The sequence below is a fragment of the Priestia aryabhattai genome, assembly GCF_023715685.1.
In the GTDB taxonomy this organism is placed as follows: domain Bacteria; phylum Bacillota; class Bacilli; order Bacillales; family Bacillaceae_H; genus Priestia; species Priestia aryabhattai_B.
In genome coordinates this window covers 1,040,262-1,057,362 of the sequence record NZ_JAMBOQ010000003.1, presented here as the reverse complement: position 1 = coordinate 1,057,362, position 17,101 = coordinate 1,040,262, and the positions used below count along the sequence as shown (strand labels likewise).

General features: G+C 36.6%; 18 protein-coding genes. 6 read left to right on the top strand and 12 right to left on the bottom strand.

What is annotated here, in order from left to right; translation table 11 throughout:
• Window positions 1-21: 21 nt before the first annotated feature.
• On the bottom strand, window positions 22-768 hold the full coding sequence (locus M3225_RS18530) for an NADPH-dependent F420 reductase (protein ID WP_251396040.1): 747 nt from the start codon (window positions 766-768) through the stop codon (window positions 22-24).
• 225 nt (window positions 769-993) lie between these two features.
• Between M3225_RS18530 and M3225_RS18525 the strand changes: the two genes are divergently transcribed.
• Window positions 994-1,353 (top strand): winged helix-turn-helix transcriptional regulator, encoded by a 360-nt coding sequence (locus tag M3225_RS18525; RefSeq protein ID WP_251396038.1) that lies wholly within the window; start codon window positions 994-996, stop codon window positions 1,351-1,353.
• A gap of 232 nt (window positions 1,354-1,585) precedes the next feature.
• On the opposite strand, the gene nfsA is transcribed toward M3225_RS18525, so the two are convergent.
• The 4 genes from nfsA to M3225_RS18505 all read right to left on the bottom strand — a co-directional run bounded on the left by nfsA (window position 1,586) and on the right by M3225_RS18505 (window position 6,125).
• On the bottom strand, window positions 1,586-2,326 hold the full coding sequence (gene nfsA / locus M3225_RS18520; RefSeq protein WP_251396036.1) for an oxygen-insensitive NADPH nitroreductase: 741 nt from the start codon (window positions 2,324-2,326) through the stop codon (window positions 1,586-1,588).
• 456 nt (window positions 2,327-2,782) lie between these two features.
• Window positions 2,783-3,751: an NAD(P)H-dependent flavin oxidoreductase gene (locus tag M3225_RS18515; RefSeq protein WP_251396034.1), complete on the bottom strand. Its 969-nt coding sequence runs from the start codon at window positions 3,749-3,751 to the stop codon at window positions 2,783-2,785.
• Window positions 3,752-3,851: 100 nt separating this feature from the next.
• A complete protein-coding gene (locus M3225_RS18510; RefSeq protein ID WP_251396033.1) occupies window positions 3,852-4,997 on the bottom strand; it encodes an NtaA/DmoA family FMN-dependent monooxygenase in 1,146 nt (381 codons plus the stop codon).
• A gap of 90 nt (window positions 4,998-5,087) precedes the next feature.
• Entirely contained in the window at window positions 5,088-6,125 is a 1,038-nt protein-coding gene (locus M3225_RS18505) for an LLM class flavin-dependent oxidoreductase (RefSeq protein ID WP_251396032.1), read from the bottom strand.
• Between the two features lie 222 nt (window positions 6,126-6,347).
• Between M3225_RS18505 and M3225_RS18500 the strand changes: the two genes are divergently transcribed.
• The 3 genes from M3225_RS18500 to M3225_RS18490 all read left to right on the top strand — a co-directional run bounded on the left by M3225_RS18500 (window position 6,348) and on the right by M3225_RS18490 (window position 8,654).
• Window positions 6,348-6,704 carry a winged helix-turn-helix transcriptional regulator gene (locus M3225_RS18500; RefSeq protein ID WP_098804187.1) on the top strand — a complete coding sequence of 119 codons (357 nt, stop codon included), beginning with the start codon at window positions 6,348-6,350 and terminating at the stop codon, window positions 6,702-6,704.
• Window positions 6,705-6,871: 167 nt separating this feature from the next.
• On the top strand, window positions 6,872-7,288 hold the full coding sequence (locus tag M3225_RS18495; protein ID WP_308215751.1) for a MarR family winged helix-turn-helix transcriptional regulator: 417 nt from the start codon (window positions 6,872-6,874) through the stop codon (window positions 7,286-7,288).
• 388 nt (window positions 7,289-7,676) lie between these two features.
• Window positions 7,677-8,654: an NAD(P)H-dependent flavin oxidoreductase gene (locus tag M3225_RS18490; protein ID WP_251396031.1), complete on the top strand. Its 978-nt coding sequence runs from the start codon at window positions 7,677-7,679 to the stop codon at window positions 8,652-8,654.
• A gap of 436 nt (window positions 8,655-9,090) precedes the next feature.
• Here M3225_RS18490 and M3225_RS18485 read toward each other — a convergent pair whose 3' ends face one another.
• The 3 genes from M3225_RS18485 to M3225_RS18475 form a co-directional block, all read right to left on the bottom strand.
• On the bottom strand, window positions 9,091-9,468 hold the full coding sequence (locus M3225_RS18485) for a VOC family protein (RefSeq protein ID WP_251396030.1): 378 nt from the start codon (window positions 9,466-9,468) through the stop codon (window positions 9,091-9,093).
• Between the two features lie 43 nt (window positions 9,469-9,511).
• Complete coding sequence (locus tag M3225_RS18480) at window positions 9,512-9,841, bottom strand: hypothetical protein (RefSeq protein ID WP_251396029.1); 330 nt, start codon at window positions 9,839-9,841, stop codon at window positions 9,512-9,514.
• A gap of 162 nt (window positions 9,842-10,003) precedes the next feature.
• Window positions 10,004-10,993, bottom strand: a complete 990-nt coding sequence (locus tag M3225_RS18475) for a zinc-binding dehydrogenase (protein WP_251396028.1) — start codon at window positions 10,991-10,993, stop codon at window positions 10,004-10,006.
• A 348-nt stretch (window positions 10,994-11,341) separates the two neighbouring features.
• Here M3225_RS18475 and M3225_RS18470 point away from each other — a divergent pair, with 348 nt between their 5' ends.
• A complete protein-coding gene (locus tag M3225_RS18470; RefSeq protein WP_251396027.1) occupies window positions 11,342-11,617 on the top strand; it encodes a hypothetical protein in 276 nt (91 codons plus the stop codon).
• A gap of 73 nt (window positions 11,618-11,690) precedes the next feature.
• Here M3225_RS18470 and M3225_RS18465 read toward each other — a convergent pair whose 3' ends face one another.
• Window positions 11,691-12,071: a hypothetical protein gene (locus M3225_RS18465; RefSeq protein ID WP_251396026.1), complete on the bottom strand. Its 381-nt coding sequence runs from the start codon at window positions 12,069-12,071 to the stop codon at window positions 11,691-11,693.
• Window positions 12,072-12,256: 185 nt separating this feature from the next.
• Between M3225_RS18465 and M3225_RS18460 the strand changes: the two genes are divergently transcribed.
• Window positions 12,257-13,543, top strand: coding sequence for an IS110 family transposase (locus M3225_RS18460; RefSeq protein ID WP_251396025.1), 1,287 nt, complete (start codon window positions 12,257-12,259; stop codon window positions 13,541-13,543).
• A 463-nt stretch (window positions 13,544-14,006) separates the two neighbouring features.
• Here the strand turns inward: M3225_RS18460 and M3225_RS18455 are convergent, their stop codons facing one another.
• The 3 genes from M3225_RS18455 to M3225_RS18445 all read right to left on the bottom strand — a co-directional run bounded on the left by M3225_RS18455 (window position 14,007) and on the right by M3225_RS18445 (window position 17,023).
• The gene (locus M3225_RS18455; RefSeq protein WP_251396145.1) at window positions 14,007-15,236 is read right to left on the bottom strand and encodes a serine hydrolase domain-containing protein; all 1,230 of its coding nucleotides are present in this window, start codon (window positions 15,234-15,236) and stop codon (window positions 14,007-14,009) included.
• A 389-nt stretch (window positions 15,237-15,625) separates the two neighbouring features.
• Window positions 15,626-16,057, bottom strand: coding sequence for a GNAT family N-acetyltransferase (locus M3225_RS18450; RefSeq protein ID WP_251396023.1), 432 nt, complete (start codon window positions 16,055-16,057; stop codon window positions 15,626-15,628).
• An 81-nt stretch (window positions 16,058-16,138) separates the two neighbouring features.
• Window positions 16,139-17,023, bottom strand: a complete 885-nt coding sequence (locus tag M3225_RS18445; RefSeq protein ID WP_251396021.1) for a LysR family transcriptional regulator — start codon at window positions 17,021-17,023, stop codon at window positions 16,139-16,141.
• Between the last annotated feature and the right edge of the window lie 78 nt (window positions 17,024-17,101).

Below are 17,101 nucleotides of genomic sequence, written 5' to 3'. Positions count from 1 at the left end.
AACTGAGTGCACCTTTTGTTTTTATGAATTATATATTTCTCTGTTTAGATTCACAATATCTTTATGTGAAAATTCAACTTTCTTTTTTTCTGCATGAAGCTCTGCAAACCTTTCCATCACTTTATCGCGTAGTAATGGTGCTTTTTCTTTATCTGCCTTTTTCAACGCTTTCGTGAGTTCATCTTTTGTTAGCTCTGTGCAGTAAGCAGGAGTTCCTGGCTGTTGTCTCCAAGAGTCACTTAAAGAACCACTGTCTACTGAATCGAAGCCTAGCTCGTGTACGACGTCCATGATTATTTGTTTATGTGATGGGTCATTACCAGCAACTGCCATTGCAATTCGTCCAGTAGAATCTTCGGATGCTCCTTCATTTTCTACAGTATAGGCTAATAAGTTGTTGAAAGCTTTAATGACAGGTCTGCCTAATTGATTTGAAACCCAAACACTTTCAACCACCCTGTTCTCGATTTCTTCAATTTTGCCGTCTCTAAAAGGATAATAATTTGAAGTATCTACAATGATTACTTCCTCCTCGACTTGATCGATAATGTTCCGAATGCTTTGCATTGCTTTTATAGGGAGAGATATTATAAGAACTTCAATATTCTTAATTGCATCCTCTACACGCATAGGTGTTCCAGAAAACTCTTTTCCTTCTAAACGTTCAATTCCTCTTGCATCTGCAATTTTGACATCATGCCCATTCTTAACTAATTTTTTAGAAATAATTGACCCAATTGGTCCTGCACCTATAATTCCAAATCTCATTATTGTTCCTCCTAAAGAATTTGTATATAAAAGAATTATTTTACTTAAAGTTACACAATTATATGTTTATCAAACCGTAAACATATATTTATTAGATATTAAAAACGTATTGAGTATTTCTGTTACATATACTAGAATAAAATCATTTCTCATCTTTTTAAAGTAGGCAATTAAAATTGCCATAGTACATTTTTTTGTACTTAACAGTAGAAAGCAGGTGAAAAGGTGTCTAGAGTATGTAAGGATGGATTTGACAAAGAGTGTATAAAGGAACAAAGAGAAGTATATGGCATTGCCTATACACAAAATATACTTTCAGGACGCTGGAAATATATTATTCTTTGGTTTTTAAAAACCAAAGAACGTCGTTATAGCGAAATTAAAGCATTTTTATGGGACATTTCACAAGGTTCTCTTACAAAACAGTTGAGAGAATTGGAAACAGATGGATTAATCAAACGAGAAGTTTTTCCTGAGGTACCTCCAAGTGTTGAATATTCATTAACAACTAAAGGGCGTGAATTTATCCCAATACTTGATATGATGGAGAATTTCGGCAAAAAATTCGGGGAGAAACCTGAGTGAAATAATAAGTAGAGAGCCTTATATATGTAAGCAGGAATGCCTAATTTATATAAAAAATGTTAGAAGAAAGAGCGTAAACCCTTTGTCGTTCATTGGGTTTACGCCCTTTCTTCTCCTGTAGGTATAGTTTTATGGAAAACGAATTATATTTGTACAAAAATCCATTACTTTAATGTGAGTAAGTTCTTAATCCAGGTAACATTAAAAAGTAGGTAACAATACCGAATCTAGTTTATTTTTTAGCAAATCCTTGTTTGTTTAAATAATCAAGCATAAAGGGCAGTTTACTTCTTTCAAGATGATCTTCAATATGATCTTTCCATCCCTTTACTTTCTTTACTGTGAAAGGAGCTTTAACAGGACGATCTTGGTAATACTCACGCATCTGTTGGTCATACATTGCTAACCTTTCTTCATCTAGTGGTTGATACTGATTATCAAACATAACCATTGATTGAGGTAAACGTGGTTTTAGTCCAGGCTTCTCTCCAGAAGGATGGCCTATGCATAGCCCCACTAAAGGAACCACATGCTTTGGTAAATTTAATACCTCAGTTAATTCTGCAATATTAAGTCTTACTCCACCAATATATACACCACCGAGTCCCATTGATTCAGCTGCCGTTAAAGCATTTTGAGCCATGAGCCCAGCATCGAATGAACCGATTAAAAGGTATTCTATATAGTCAAGGTCTACCTTCGGAGCAATCTGATGATTTCGGTTAAAATCAGCACAAAAAATCCAAAACTCGGCAGCATCTTCAATATACGGTTGATTACCAGATAGTTGCGTCACCTTTTTTCGAAGATCTGAATCAGTAATTCTAATGATAGAAACCACTTGTAGTAGGCTGAATGATGAAGTTTGGTTAGCCGCCTTAAAGATTGTATTTCGTTGTTCCTCTGTCAGTGGTTGATCTATAAAAGAACGAATAGAGGTATGATTACAAAGTAATTCAATTGTATTATTCATATTGACATTCTTCCTTTCTTTTCCTAAATATTAAATTCACAACTAATTTTGTCATGCTTATCGAGTTCTATTGGAACTATTTGTAAAAGTAAATTTTTGCTTGCATAGACTATAATAAAATCATTACTCTCATTTATGAAGAGGGCAATTTTAATTGCTCTAGTACGATTTTTTGTACCTAACAGTAGTAAAAGGGTTTAAAGACGTATAAATTATGTAAAGATGATTTTTCAAGAGACTTCATAAATTGATGACAAGACGTATGGTAATATTCACTAACTTCAAAGAGATCTTCATTTATCTCTGTTATTGGAATAGCGTAAGTAAAATCTAGATTTATCACGCTAAGAAATTCCCATAAAAAAAAGCTCAATCCCTCTGTATTAAAATAGAGAGATTGCGCTTTTTTCATTACTCCATTAAAGTACTCTGTCATTGAAAAAGAAACGTAAATTATTATTTTTCAAGGGTATTCATTATTTCATTAATTACTTCCGCGCAAGTCTTAATCTCTTTTATTCCACCTGCAGCTTCGGATAAACTTATAGTACCATTGACTAAGTCCCCATCTAACATACCAACTTTAAAACCATTTCCGTAATATTTATAAGCCTCTTCTGGTTTTCCTTGATTGATAAGTTCAAACGCCTTTTTTCCAGCTACTGTAGGAATGGTTCTTAAATGTCCGATACCTGATTTAAATTCAATAAATTCCTCACTTTTTACATTTAGTATTGCTTGTTTTGTAGCCTCACTTGCTGGATTTTCTTTTGTGGCTATAAAGCGTGTGCCCATATATACACCTTCTGCTCCCATCGCAAAAGCAGCTAGAGCCCCTTTTCCATCAATAATACCACCTGCTGCAATGACAGGGATTTCTACCAAGGAAGTTACTTGAGGTACAATTGATAGGGTACTGATTTTGTAGTCACTCATATGGCCACCAGCTTCATAACCTGTTGCAATAAGAGCATCCACGCCTAATTTTCCTGCTTCTACTAACTTTTGTACAGTAGGGCTAAGATCTCTATAAATAATATTAATGTTGTGCTTTTTTAGTCTATTTACTTCTTTTTGAATTACCTTTTGACCGATTGCAATCACGTTTTTCACTTTTTCTTCTACCAAAATGTCAAAAATAGCATTCGTAAAAGGATCTTCCGTGTTGTTATCCATTGGGAATATATAATTAACTGCAAAAGGTTTATCAGTCAGTTGTTTAACCTTTTGTATTTCTTTTCTAAGTCTTTCAGCTGTATCTTCTGGACTTGAAGACTTTTCTGTTTGTCCAGCGTTGGGCCCCAACACTCCCATTCCTCCTGCGTTAGAAACTGCAGATACAAATTCTGCAGAAGTAACCCATGTCATTGCTGCTGAAATAATTGGATACTCTATGTCAAGTAGTTCTGTAATTCGATTTTTCATGTTAAACAATCTCCTTTTAATTAACGATAATATTTCTTCATTTATATCTATAATGATTTATGAGTCTCTCTTAGTTGCTACCAAGTTAAACGTGTATATATTAATCATTTTGGGTTGATTTCTCATATCTGTTTCCCGGATAAGGTAAACCCAAATTACCACGTAAAGTGTATGATTCATATTCCTTACGAAAAATCCCCTTTTCTTGTAAAATAGGGACAACTAAATCAATAAAGTCATCAAATCCTGAAGGATGCTCCTGCCTTAGCAGAAGCAAGTCCATAGCACCCGCCGCGTACCAGCGTTCAATTTGATTAGCTACCTTCTCGGCTGAACCAAAAAATTTCGGTTTTGGGATTCTGTATCCGTATGGCATTAAGCTTTCTAACTCCTGAAATTTTTCTTCAGCTTCTCTTTCTGTTCTGCCGACAATTGGGTTTTGAGTCGGCATGATTAAAAAATCATCTAGTAAACGACCCTCTAGGGCTACCCTTCTTTTTAGCTCCATGCTAAAGCTCTTAGCGTGTTCAAAATTGTCGCCATTCACCAATACACCTTCAGCATGTTTCGATGCAATATCCATAAATTCTGATGAAGTACCAGCTTGGAAAATGACAGGTCTTCCTTGTCTAGAACGACTAATATTTAATGGGCCCTCCACCGAGAAAAACTTACCTTTATAATTTAGAGAATGCATTTTTCTTGGGTTGAAAAATATTCCACTTTCTTTATCCCGTATAAAAGTATCATCTTCATATGAATCCCATAGTCCTTCCACAATCTCTAAAAATTCTTTTTTCATTGGATATAATTCTGATTTAGAAAGATGTGTTCGACTATAATTTGCTAACCCTCCTGGATTAGAAGTAATCGCATTCCATCCTGCTCGACCATCACTAATTTTATCAAGAGAAGCCACCTGTCTCGCTACAGTGAATGGATCTGCATACGAAGTCGCAATGGTTGCAGTAAGGCCAATATGAGTAGTAGCCATGCTAAGAGCAGACAGAATACTTACACCTTCAAACATACTCAAATAATGTGGAATCATCCCAGGCCCAATGTGGCTGACATCAGCTAAAAAGACCATATCAAACTTACCTTCTTCAGCTCTTTGAGCTTTCTGTACATAATAATCTACATTTTCACTAGCATTAGCTGGCATATCGGGATGACGCCATCCCATGTAATTCCAGCCTACGCCATCTATAATAGCTCCAATTTTAAGCTGTCTTTTATTTGTCATTTATACCCTCTTCTTTCTATTTGCTGCAAAAACCTAACCTATTTTCATGATTGGACGCAGGTGTTTGTCCATTTGGTTTACGTTCTGTACTTATTTAGAGCTAAGGTCAAATTCTTTAGCGAGTAGTTGGTATCCTTTTAATCGGCTTTCTTGACTAGGGTAAAAATCAGCTATCATGATTTCATCAGCTAGGGCTGCTTTCGCCATCTGCCTCAATTGGACAGCTACATCATTCACACTTCCAATCACAAAACGATCCTTATTAGCATCCCGAGCTTCCTCTTCCTCTGGTGTATAGATATGGGACTCGGCTTCTTTAAGAGTCGGAAATGATAAATTAGAGGAACCAGTTCTCATTCTTGCCCACGTTAACTCTACTGGACCTGCCAAATATTTTGCCTCTTCCTGTGTTTCTGCTACAATAACACCAATAGCTAATATACTTTTCGGCTCCTTCATATACAAAGATGGCTTAAAGTCTTTGCGATATGATCGAAGAATTGGAATTGCTAACTGAGGTGCTAAATGGGCAGCAAATACAAAACCAAGCCCTTTTTCTACAGCAAACTGTAAACCACCTTCACTAGATCCCAACATATACATATCAGGCACTAACGACGGGTTACCTGGAGGTGTAATGTTGCTAAAAGGATGAGTCCTTGGAAAATCCCGCGAAAAAAATGAAAGTAAGTGATTTAACTGTTCTGGAAAATCATTGGCGGCAAGAGCTTCCCTCGAACGCTGTAAGGCCCATGCTGTCCATCCATCTGTTCCTGACGCTCTTCCTATTCCTAGATCTATCCGTCCAGGATGTAAAGCTTCAAGTAAGGTAAAGTTTTCTACAACTTTAAAGGGACTATAGTTAGGTAACATAATTCCACCAGAACCTACACGTATTTTTTGAGTGTGTGAAGCTGCATGTACACTCAACAAATCAGGAGATGTACTAATTTGACTAGTAGTGTTGTGATGCTCAGTAAACCAATATCGGGTATATCCTAACCTCTCAGCTAATTGCACCATCTCTGTTGAATTCTTTAGACTTTCAGTAGGATTACTGTTCTGATAAACATGAACGAAATCTAAGATGGATAACTTTAACGGATCATCTGGTTGTTTATTTGACATTTTATAAAACTCCTTTCAATGCTATTAATGGTTAGCCGGCTAACTATATAGATAAAAAATATATAGAATTGATCTGTGATAATTTTGGATATGATTAAATTGTAACCTGTATTTTTGTTACGTAGACTAGAATAAAATCATTGCTCATCTTTTGGAAGAGGGCAATTTAAATTGCCGTAGTACAATTTTTTGTACTTATGAGTAGATAGAAGAGGTGTAAGGGTGACGAGAATTTGTAAAGATGGGTTTGAAAGAGAATTTATACGAGAAGAAAGAGAAATGTATGGTATTGCTTATACACAAAACATACTCTCCGGGCGTTGGAAATATTTAATCCTTTGGTTTTTAAAAACTAAGGAACGTCGATACAGTGAAATTAAAGCCTTTTTGGGTGATATCTCTCAAGGCTCGCTTACAAAACAACTTCGAGAACTAGAAGCAGACGGTATAATTAAGCGTGAAGTTTATCCTGAGGTTCCCCCACGTGTTGAATATTCACTAACATCAAAAGGCACTTCACTTGTTCCTATTATTGATTTAATGGAGGAGTTCGGAAAAAAATTCGGAGAAAAAGAATAAAAGTCTAAAAAATCGTGTAACTACTATAGTACCTTTGGAATTGAATATTATTTGAGCGAATTAGTTTGCACCTACTATAATTACGTTTTTTTATTTATTACTTGACTAAAAAATAAGAAAGTAATATAGTTAGTCTGCTAATTAAATTACAATAAGGAATGATCTATATGATTGAAGATGAAATTAGAGAACTTCTTGATAAAATATCAGGACAAATGCGTCGAAACTACAACCAATTGTTACAAGACGTAAATCTTCATGCTGGGCAAGATAATTTGTTATGCAAACTATGGGCAAATGATGGACTTACGCAAGTTCAATTATGTGAACACCTAAAATGTGAACCACCTACTGTAACAAATATGGTTAAAGCCCTTGAACAAAAAGGAATAGTTTACCGTCAACGTGACGAAAAAGACGGCAGAATTAGCAGAGTTTATTTAACTCCCGAAGGTCGCGATCTAGAGGGACCTGTCAATGAAAGATGGAGAAAACAACAAGACAAGTTGTTAGCAGGTATTATACCTGAAGAGCGTTTATTATTAAGAAGACTTATGAAACAAATGGAAGAGAATCTTTTTTAGTCTCTCCTTTGCTAGTTTTTTGTTTTAGGTTAATGAGAAAAAGAAGCAACATCTAAAACATGAAAGAATATCACTAAATATATATTCCTTTTAACTAGTGTTATTTGGTTCAGCGTTTTACTATTTTCTATTTATACTGATCTTACTAATACTCACAGATATATTCCCGCACCTATAGAAGAAAAGGTTGAACAAAGGCAATAGTTCCCCTTCTTCTATATTAGGTATTCCATACATTTTTCAATATTTATAATTCCCATTATAGAAATATAAAAGGACCTTAATAAAGAACATTAAAATTCTATTATTTTAGACAGTACTGTACCCGAAAAAGAGATACATAAAATGATCAAAATAAGCTGTCATTTAACAAAGGAGAAGTAAACTTATGAAAACAAGAATAACTGAAATCTTTGGAATTCAATATCCGATTATTCAAGGAGGATTAGCCTATTTAGCTTATGCTGAATTAGCTTCAGCTGTCTCCAATGCTGGTGGACTTGGGCAAATTACAGCTGCGACTCTAGGAACTCCAGAAAAGCTTCGAGAAGAAATTCGTAAAGTACGTACCATGACCGATAAGCCATTTGGGGTAAACTTTGCGATTGCAAGACATGATGGGAAATATAAGGACTTGCTTGAAGTGGCTATCAAGGAGAAAGTACCGGCTATTTCTATAACGGGAGGGAATCCTCAGCCTGTTTTTGAACGAATAAAAGGAGAGAACATTAAAACTCTTGTGCTCGTTTCAGGGGTTAGACAAGCTCAAAAAGCTGAGGAGCTTGGTGCTGATGCTATAATGGCAGTGGGACAAGAAGGAGGCGGCCACCTAGGACGCGATGATATTGGCACAATGGTCCTTATTCCTCGTGTAGTTGAATCCGTGTCAATTCCTGTACTAGCTAGTGGCGGTATTGGAGATGGGAGAGGCTTATTAGCAGCCTTTGCCCTTGGAGCAGAAGGGGTAGAAATGGGAACAAGATTTATTGCTACGCAAGAGTGTGTACATGCAAACCCTGTATACAAAGAAGCACTTGTGAAGGGAAAAGAGACAGACACAGTCATTATTAAGAAAACTTTAGGGACTCCTGGGCGTGTTTTAGAATCAAAATATACTAGCGATATTATTGAACGTGAACACAAAGGGGCAACTTATGAAGATTTAAAAGATATGGTGAGTGGTAAGGCAAACTGCAAATATATTTACAATGGGAATGAAGGAGAGGGATTTGGTTGGGCTGGACAGGTTATCGGACTAATTAATGATGTTCCTACGGTTCAAGAATTATTTGATGAGATGATTTCTACAGCTGAACAAGGAAAGCAGCGTTTAATAAGCATTTTGGAAACAACAAAGAACTGTTAGTAGTGTTCCAGCTTTAGGTAATATATATTAACTAAAATCGGAAATTTTAGTTTATGCTTGTCTTATTATCGTTAACAAAATAAAAAGCAACCTCGACAATTGGCAAGCGAGGTTGCTTTTTACAGCTAATGTTTTTCATAAGGTAGAAATATCAGTAAACAAATTATAACATATTTTTTGAAAATAAGACCCTTTTAGATAGAGGTCGCATATGTATAAAAGATGTAGTTTTTATACATCTTCTCTTCATTCACCCATCCACTGAATGTTGTTATGTCAAGGATGTATAAAAAGCTGCATAATGAAGAAATCACTCTTAGCTGTGAACCCTTGTTCACACATGAACGGAAGGTAGTTTTTTCTGTTTTTTAAATATAGATGTTCAGCTGATGCTCTATTGCATCTTGAGTAGTTTCGTCTAATTGTTCTGTTTTATTTATAGTTTTACTCGTTCTACCAATTGTAAGAGTTCATCACTAGGTCCATAGAATAAAATCATACGGCCGCCTTCCAGTGTTGGTTGTGGTTCAGGAGATAAAAATTTAATTCCCTTTTTCTTATAATAGTTAATTGCTTCGTTAATATCCTTTACTGTAAAAGCAAGATGGTTAACAATACCACTTTTATTATAGTCACTAATAGGATTAATATCTCGAATTAGTTCAATCTCTACACTAGGCTGTTCCTCCAGGTACAAAAATGCCATCTCTCTTGTTTTTGAAGATCCTCGAAGGCGAACCTTAAAACCAAACATATCTGAGTAGTATTGAATAGTCTCATCCATATCTGTAACAATAATAGCTACGTGTTCCATTTTTTTTATCATTTATATTCTCCCTTTCAACATAAGAATAAGTTCACAAAAAATATACTATTTTAGCTGCCACCTCTTCCCTTTTATCCTGATGGATTTTGAAGTTCATATCCAGATTAACTTGATTGAAGGGAAAGAAAAACCCTATTAAAATGGTTATAAGTTGGATAATAAAAGGTTTCCAATATTTATGTTTAAAAAGATGAACCAGTGCCCACCCGGTCATAATGATAAAGGAGGCATATACACCTAACCAAATAGGCAACATTAAAAATTCCGTTATAAGATCAACTAAATCCCATTGGAAAAGTGATGTTAAAATAACTAATAAACTACTAACTAATGATAAAAACAATAATTGACTGCGTTTCACACATGTTCCTCTTCCTAAAATAATTCTTTTTTGTACTTAATTATATATCAAAGTCTCAATAAAAACTTATGGTTATCATACATAAACGTAGTTAACATAACCATTATTATCGGAAATAAAGAAGCTCACTTAAAAAAGTGAGCTCTGAAAGGAATAGTAAGCTTATTCAATCAGTAACGCGATATTCCCGAATTGTTCTCCCTCATTCATTCTATTGAAGGCTAGAATAGCTTCGGGTAAAGAGTATGTTTTGTCTATAATGGGGTTTAAAGAATGTTTCGTTATAAATTCAATCATTTGCTCAAACTCTTCGCGACTACCCATAGATGTACCAAGAATATTAAATTGTGGGTAAAATAAAGTTCGTAAAGGGATTTCTACCTTGTCTCCAGAGCTTGCCCCGAAATTTACTATACAACCATTAGGGCGGAGAACATCAAAATAATGAGGGAATGTAGCAGGGCCTACACTATCTAATACTACATCCACTTTTTCACCTTCTAGACTTTCATTCCAATCCGTATTATTATCAAATGCCCGGTCTGCTCCATGATTTCTAGCCTGTTGTCTTTTTTCTTCCCTTCTTGACGTTACACTGACTTTAGCCCCTATTGCTTTGGCAAATAACATAGCGTAAGTAGCTACACCACTTCCTATTCCCGGTATGAGAAGATGCTGATCTTTTTTCAAATTTCCTTTTGTAAAGAGTGCTCTATAAGCAGTTAATGCGGATAGAGATAACACCCCTGCTTCTTCCCAAGAAAGATAGGAAGGTTTCTTAACTACATTTTTAGACGAAATAATAACATATTCTGAAAAAGTACCGTCTGATGGCCCTCCCAATATTTTAGGAACAGTAGGAACTTCATTAGCAAACTCCCAATCAAGACTCGGATTAATAATAACCTCGGTATGTATAGTGAAATCTGAAATTCCTTCGCCAATCTCTTCTATAATACCTGCCCCATCAGAACCTGGGATAAAAACGGGGTCCTCTGATGTCCTATTGTTAATAACGAACAAATCTCGACGATTCAATCCCACTGCCTTTAGTTTTACTTTTACTTCACCATAACCAGGCTTTTTTTCAGGAACCTCCTGATAATTTAAGCCTGCTATCCCTTTTTCTTTACTATGTACAATAGCCTTCATAAGATCCTCTCCTTACCACTTCATACTACTAAAAATATCCAATTACTAAAAATATTTTGCTTGAGGAGTAATTTTTATTATTTATACGATATACAAGTTTAGTTTACATAAATCAGTTCACGTAAAATTGAATGTTAATTAAATCACTTCAAATATATACGTAATGATTAACGGACTTTATTAAAAATAGTTTTATCTATTACTTATTTATAGAAAAACGTGGTATTTTTCTTAGCTAAGGATTAATTACAAGGAGTTTTTAAATCATCTACATGTTTTGAATTCCTTTGGACATACTGTTTATGTACCTTTTATGACAATGGTAGTATATGGCAAGGAGGAATTGATATGTTAAATGAAAATCAATCTGTGCAGGAGACAATGGAAAGCTTTTGGCGCACAACTTGCGGAACGTGGGGAAACTGCAATGAATCCACTGTTCAAGCCTTTTTATCACAGTGCGAACAGCATAGCATTGACCCTCAGTTTTGCATGAATTGGATTCAGCAGCACAGGGATAAAATTCCAAACTGGTCCGCTGTTTCGGATACAACACGCGAATGGGTGAATGAACATACTTCTACTGGTTCTCCTGTATCTATGTCTGATCAAAATAGTGATTAAATACAAAAGAGAGCTGCGGGGCTCTCTTTTGTATGTGAAGAGATGGACAATATTTACTGACCTCTATACAACTTTAGTTACCATAATGTTCCTTATCAGTAGAATTATATAGTTCAACATGTAAAAATTCTTCTTCTTCATCTTCTTGCTTTTCTGCTAACTTTAAGCCAAACCATACTTCTTCATCATTTTCTAATACAGGATCACTTACACCATCTAGTAAACAAAAAGCACTATGAAAAGCACCCATAATATTATCTCGTACAATTTTTTCAATCGCACTGATGCTTTTATCTGTGAATTCCTGGTCGTCCAAAGCACTTATTTCATTTTTAGTTAAATTGAATTCTTCCCATGATAATTCTTTAGGAGGTTGCTTTAATTGTTCTCCTATCTCTGAATACTCCTTAATAATGGTATGTATCTCTCTTAAAAATAGTTGCTTAGAATCCATATTTCATTCCCCTACGGTATGTTATGAGTTCTTATTATATCAGGTTTACCTTGATATTCAGTGTGTAAAGATATATAAAGCATTCCTGTTTGAAATTACTTGGTGTCTTGAAATAAAAAAGTCCCCTTGATATGATGCAGAAGGTCATGGCCATGACTTCAATTCATCATTCAAGGAGGACTCTTATGAATTGTACTCAAAACGAAAAGTTAAATCAAGTTACACCCCATACACTGATTGTCGGGGTAGATATTGCTAAATTTAAGCATGTTGCCCGGGCGCAAGATGATCGTGGAAAGATCCTTGGGAAAGCTCTAACCTTCACGAATACAAAAGAAGGATTTGATGCGTTCTTTGCCTGGTTGGAAGAGATGCAACACAAACATGAGAAAGCCGATGTTCTAGTTGGTATGGAACCTACCGGTCATTACTGGTTAAATCTAGCCTATACACTAAAGGAGAGACTTGTCTCCTTCGGAGTCGTTAATCCTCTGCACGTTAAGCGAAGTAAAGAACTCGACGATAACTCTCCAACGAAAAACGATATCAAGGATGCTAGAGTTATCGCTCAGCTAATAAAAGATGGTCGATTTTCTTATCCTCGCTTACCAATGAATCAAGATGCAGAAGTAAAGGCAGGAATTACAATCAGAAACCAAATTGTAGGTGATTTACAAGCTCTACAAGGACGGATTCACAATTGGTTAGATAAGTATTTTCCAGAGTTTTTAACCGTTTTTAAAGACTGGAGTGGAAAGATGGCGTTGGCCACGCTAGAACATATTCCTCTTCCAGTTCAACTTAATCAAACAACACCCGAAAGGGTGGCAGAAATATGGTCCACTTACGGAGGCGTACAACGCCCAAGTCATAAACGAATACAGCGACTTCAAGAGGCTGCTGGACGTTCAGTAGGGTTAACGGTTGGACTACAGATGGCACAACGAGAAATAGCCACAAATATCAAACGATATAAGATGCTGAAAGAAGAACTACATGCATTAGAAAAACAATTGGAAGACCTTGTGCTCACCCTGCCGGGTATTGCTGAAATGCTTACTGTACCTGGCGTTGGGATGGTAACGGTGATTGAACTTTATTCGGAGTTAGGTGATATTAAAAACTTTGAGAATCCACGCCAAATACTTAAGTACGCGGGATTAAATTTGCGAGAATCTAGCTCAGGAAAGCACAAAGGACAGACTCGAATTACCAAACGGGGAAGGGCTAAATTGAGGGCGTTGCTCTTTCGGACTGTAATGCCCCTTGTTCGACATAATCGAGCCTTTAAGGCTCTGCATCAGTACTACACAACCAGACAAGAAAACCCTTTACGTAAGAAGCAATCACTTATTGTACTTTGTGGGAAGTTAGTTCGTGTTCTACATACTGTAGGTCAAAAACAATGTCCGTTTGATGAAAAGCGAATGATACAAGATATTCCCCATCTTTCTTTAGCTTTAGGAGCTTAACCTTTGTCCATTAAAAATGAAGCACGGAGTATTTGGGATAAAGCATTCTTTCAGGCATTCGACCTTGCAAACTAGCATTACCAAACTCTATCTCATAGACAGATTGAACGAAGGAATGTAGGCGCTAAGACGCTGAGAGACATGGGAGGTTTCATCGCTATGAGACATATAGAGATCCATTGTGCGACCATATGTATGTCTCCATCTTTTTTTAAAAATAATGGAAAAAGAATAGCGAAGCTATTCCCCTTAGTACCAGTTTCTTATAAAAATGAGAATATAAGGTTCGGAATAGACATAAAAAATTTTTTTATATTTTATATTCCCCCTATAAATCCTTGATATTACTCAATTTATAGAGGGAGCTAGTTAACATAAAACATGTTATCGGAAATCTAAATATAAAAAAAGGCCTCTGTTTTTTAGTAGAGGCCTTTTTAAAAAACGAACCGCGGGCTCGATGTCAGTCTTCGATTGCTTGGTAGGCCATTGTCCAGAAGTCATGGATAACCCGCACGGAATCCGCAGTGGACATCCCAACTTGGGTGAGCAGGATTCCGGTGAGCTGGTTGTTCGGGTCGGCGTAGGTAGAAGTGCCACTTCCTCCGTCCCAGCCAAATTGGCCGATGGGCGCATAGTCGCCGCGGTAGGTGCGCACCGCCATTCCCATACCCCAGCCGCCGTGCTGCCCTTGCCCGAATGACACATGAACGTTGTTGGTAGCCATGGCGTTTCGGAAGGCTTGCTGCTCGGGCGTGAGGCGGTTGGTAGTCATAAGCTCGACGGCAGGTCGGGACAGGATCCGTTTGCTCCCATGCATCCCGTGATTCAGCAGCATTTGGAAGTACGCGTGATAGTCATCGACGGTTGAAACCAGTCCACCGCCGCCGCCTTGGAATGCCGGAGGTTGGTTGTAGCGTCCTCCCTTAGCTTCGTCCCACACAATGAACTCTCCAGTCTGTGGATTTGGGGCGTAGAGGGGCGGAAGCCGGTCGATTCTGTTAGCAGACACGTAGAAACCGGTGTCCTTCATGCCTAGGGGTTCAAAGATACGTTCTCTCAGAAACGTCTCAAACGACTGACCCGTGACCCTAGCGACGAGTACACCGAGTAGATCATTGCTAATGTGATACTGCCAGCGCTCTCCGGGATGGTGCGTCAACGGAAGCATGCCAAGACGGCGCATCCACTCATCTGGCTCAGGCATTGGCTCCGGTAAATCGGGCGTGAGCCCCTGTTCGAAGATTGCGCCCATGATTGGAGTGCCCAACAACGTCCTATCCATGCCAAGCCCGAAAGTCGAGGTCAGAATGTCCCGTACGGTGATCGGTCGCCGTGCCGGTACGGTATCGTCCAGAGGTCCATCGATTCGCTTCAACACCCGCCGGTCAGCTAGTTCCGGCAACCAAGTCTCTACCAGGTCATCCAACCGCATCCTGCACTCGTCGAGCAGGATCATCGCCGCCGCGACCGAAATTGGCTTGGATGTCGAGGCCATCCGGAAAATCGTGTCCCGACGCATCGGTGAGCCACCTTCATGGCACATGGTGCCGATCGCTTCGACATGTGTCTCGCCGTACCGACTAACTAGGGCGACAAGTCCAGGAATCTTTCCGGACTCAACATGCCGTGTCAACACATCGCGCAGTCTGCGCAGCCCTGTTTCGGAGAATCTACTGTTGCCTTGTCCCATTGCATTCTTTTTCATTTGGTTTCCCTCTCTTTACTTTTTTATCAGCTCTATATGTTCTACAAATTTTCTGTTGTTATTCATGCTTGAAATCCCTTTGTCACTCTATCAAATCTATTTCTTTTCGCATATAAATATAACTGTTCATTGAGCTTTATACCTAAATATATGACTGTTCGATGAATAAGAGTTAAAACTCTAAAACCCTTGAATAAGGTTGACAATCCTGTGCTGTTTTACCAAAGAAATCAACGATATTTTTTAACAAAATCAAAAACCTACATGCAAGATGTAGGTTTACATAATGTCTCTTTCCGGAACTAAACAAAAAAGCCCTTTATTAAAGGCTTTTTATTATTTAAGTAAGGTATATGGAAACAGAAAAATAAGTATTATAATTTAAGTAATAACACTTTCTTTTTATATTCATTCAGGCACCATTTATACTTTGAGCGTATTACGTCATCTATATTATCATTTTGTAAGTTAGTTTCTTTAAAACCACATTTCTTATAGAAATGTTGAAGCTCAGCAAAAGGAATGCAATAAACATTGGGTTCTTTAAATCTCTTTGCTTCTTCGACTAAAAAAGTTACTAGCTCATAAGCTAAATTTCGCCCTCGAAAATCTGGTAAGATGTAAATACCACCTATTTCTATATTATTCTCATCAATTTTAACTATACGTCCTACACCTGCGTATTTACCTTTATATGTTACAATTGCTACTTTATCTCGCTCCAGATTACTTGGAACAAACCCTATTGTTGAGTACTGCTCATTTACCCATTGAAGGTCATTTTTAGATGCTAATTTGATACCCATCTCTTTCCCCCCTAATTTTATAAACTTACTATAACAAATTGTCTTATTAGTTGAGTAAGAAAATGTATATTTTATAAAAAGTTAGTTTACATGATCACTCTTATAGGAAGAGAGCATAATTTCAATAAATTCTTTGGTTGCAGGCGTTACTTCATTAAAAGCATGTGTAATTATACCAATATGGCGAGTTATTTTTGGACTAATATCTTTTATGATTAAATTATGAGACACCGAAGAGAGCGTGAAATTCGAAATAATTCCTATACCTAAATTGTTTTTGACCATACTAATCAAGGTTTCAGCACTTTGAACTGTCAGGCTTTCTTTAAACTTAATATTATTTGTTTCAAATGTTTTTGAAATAGCAAGCTCGTGTCCTCCTTTACAAAAGATGATATCATCTTGATGTTTTTTCAAATTAACACTTTTTTCTTGACTTAAGCTATGGTTATCAGGAATTATTGCCAGCATATGATCTTTATTTAGTATTTTATATTCATATGGTTCAAAAGGAGATGCAACTATCCCCATATCAACAGTTCGATCCTCAACCCATTTTTTAATTTGATTGGAAGTCCCTTCTATTAATTCTATATTTACAAGTGGATATTTTTCCCTAAATAATGCAAGAGTCTTAGGTAAAATAGTTGTTGATGCAGCAGGAAAAGAACCCACTTTAACTTTCCCACTAAGAAGTTTATTTTCTTGATTAGCGACTTGATATATTTTGTTCTCGATACCTTTCATTTGTCTAGCCAATACCAAAATTTCTTTTCCTATTTCAGTAAGCATTAATCCATTTTTTTTATCCCTGATAAATAATTTGACATTTAAGTCTGTTTCTAAACTCTTTACTGCTTTACTTACTGCTGGTTGTGAAATAAATAGTTCTTTAGAAGCTTCTGTAATACTCATTTTTTCTGCGACTTTCATAAATAATTCTAGATTGTTCATGTTCATAACCATTTAGTTATCACCTTATTAAAAATAATGTATTAGAGTTATATGAAATTGTACCATACTATGTAATTACATATAAAAGAA

Excerpts from the sequence above, each read along its gene's own strand:
- M3225_RS18450 (WP_251396023.1), bottom strand. The coding sequence starts at position 16,057 with ATGGGTATCAAATTAGCATCTAAAAATGACCTTCAATGGGTAAATGAG.
- M3225_RS18445 (WP_251396021.1), bottom strand. The coding sequence starts at position 17,023 with ATGGTTATGAACATGAACAATCTAGAATTATTTATGAAAGTCGCAGAA.
- nfsA (WP_251396036.1), bottom strand. The coding sequence starts at position 2,326 with ATGAATAATACAATTGAATTACTTTGTAATCATACCTCTATTCGTTCT.
- M3225_RS18455 (WP_251396145.1), bottom strand. The coding sequence starts at position 15,236 with ATGGGACAAGGCAACAGTAGATTCTCCGAAACAGGGCTGCGCAGACTG.
- M3225_RS18495 (WP_308215751.1), top strand. The coding sequence starts at position 6,872 with ATGATTGAAGATGAAATTAGAGAACTTCTTGATAAAATATCAGGACAA.
- M3225_RS18515 (WP_251396034.1), bottom strand. The coding sequence starts at position 3,751 with ATGAAAAATCGAATTACAGAACTACTTGACATAGAGTATCCAATTATT.
- M3225_RS18530 (WP_251396040.1), bottom strand. The coding sequence starts at position 768 with ATGAGATTTGGAATTATAGGTGCAGGACCAATTGGGTCAATTATTTCT.
- M3225_RS18465 (WP_251396026.1), bottom strand. The coding sequence starts at position 12,071 with ATGGATTCTAAGCAACTATTTTTAAGAGAGATACATACCATTATTAAG.
- M3225_RS18475 (WP_251396028.1), bottom strand. The coding sequence starts at position 10,993 with ATGAAGGCTATTGTACATAGTAAAGAAAAAGGGATAGCAGGCTTAAAT.
- M3225_RS18485 (WP_251396030.1), bottom strand. The coding sequence starts at position 9,468 with ATGGAACACGTAGCTATTATTGTTACAGATATGGATGAGACTATTCAA.
- M3225_RS18460 (WP_251396025.1), top strand. The coding sequence starts at position 12,257 with ATGAATTGTACTCAAAACGAAAAGTTAAATCAAGTTACACCCCATACA.
- M3225_RS18505 (WP_251396032.1), bottom strand. The coding sequence starts at position 6,125 with ATGTCAAATAAACAACCAGATGATCCGTTAAAGTTATCCATCTTAGAT.
- M3225_RS18470 (WP_251396027.1), top strand. The coding sequence starts at position 11,342 with ATGTTAAATGAAAATCAATCTGTGCAGGAGACAATGGAAAGCTTTTGG.
- M3225_RS18490 (WP_251396031.1), top strand. The coding sequence starts at position 7,677 with ATGAAAACAAGAATAACTGAAATCTTTGGAATTCAATATCCGATTATT.
- M3225_RS18510 (WP_251396033.1), bottom strand. The coding sequence starts at position 4,997 with ATGACAAATAAAAGACAGCTTAAAATTGGAGCTATTATAGATGGCGTA.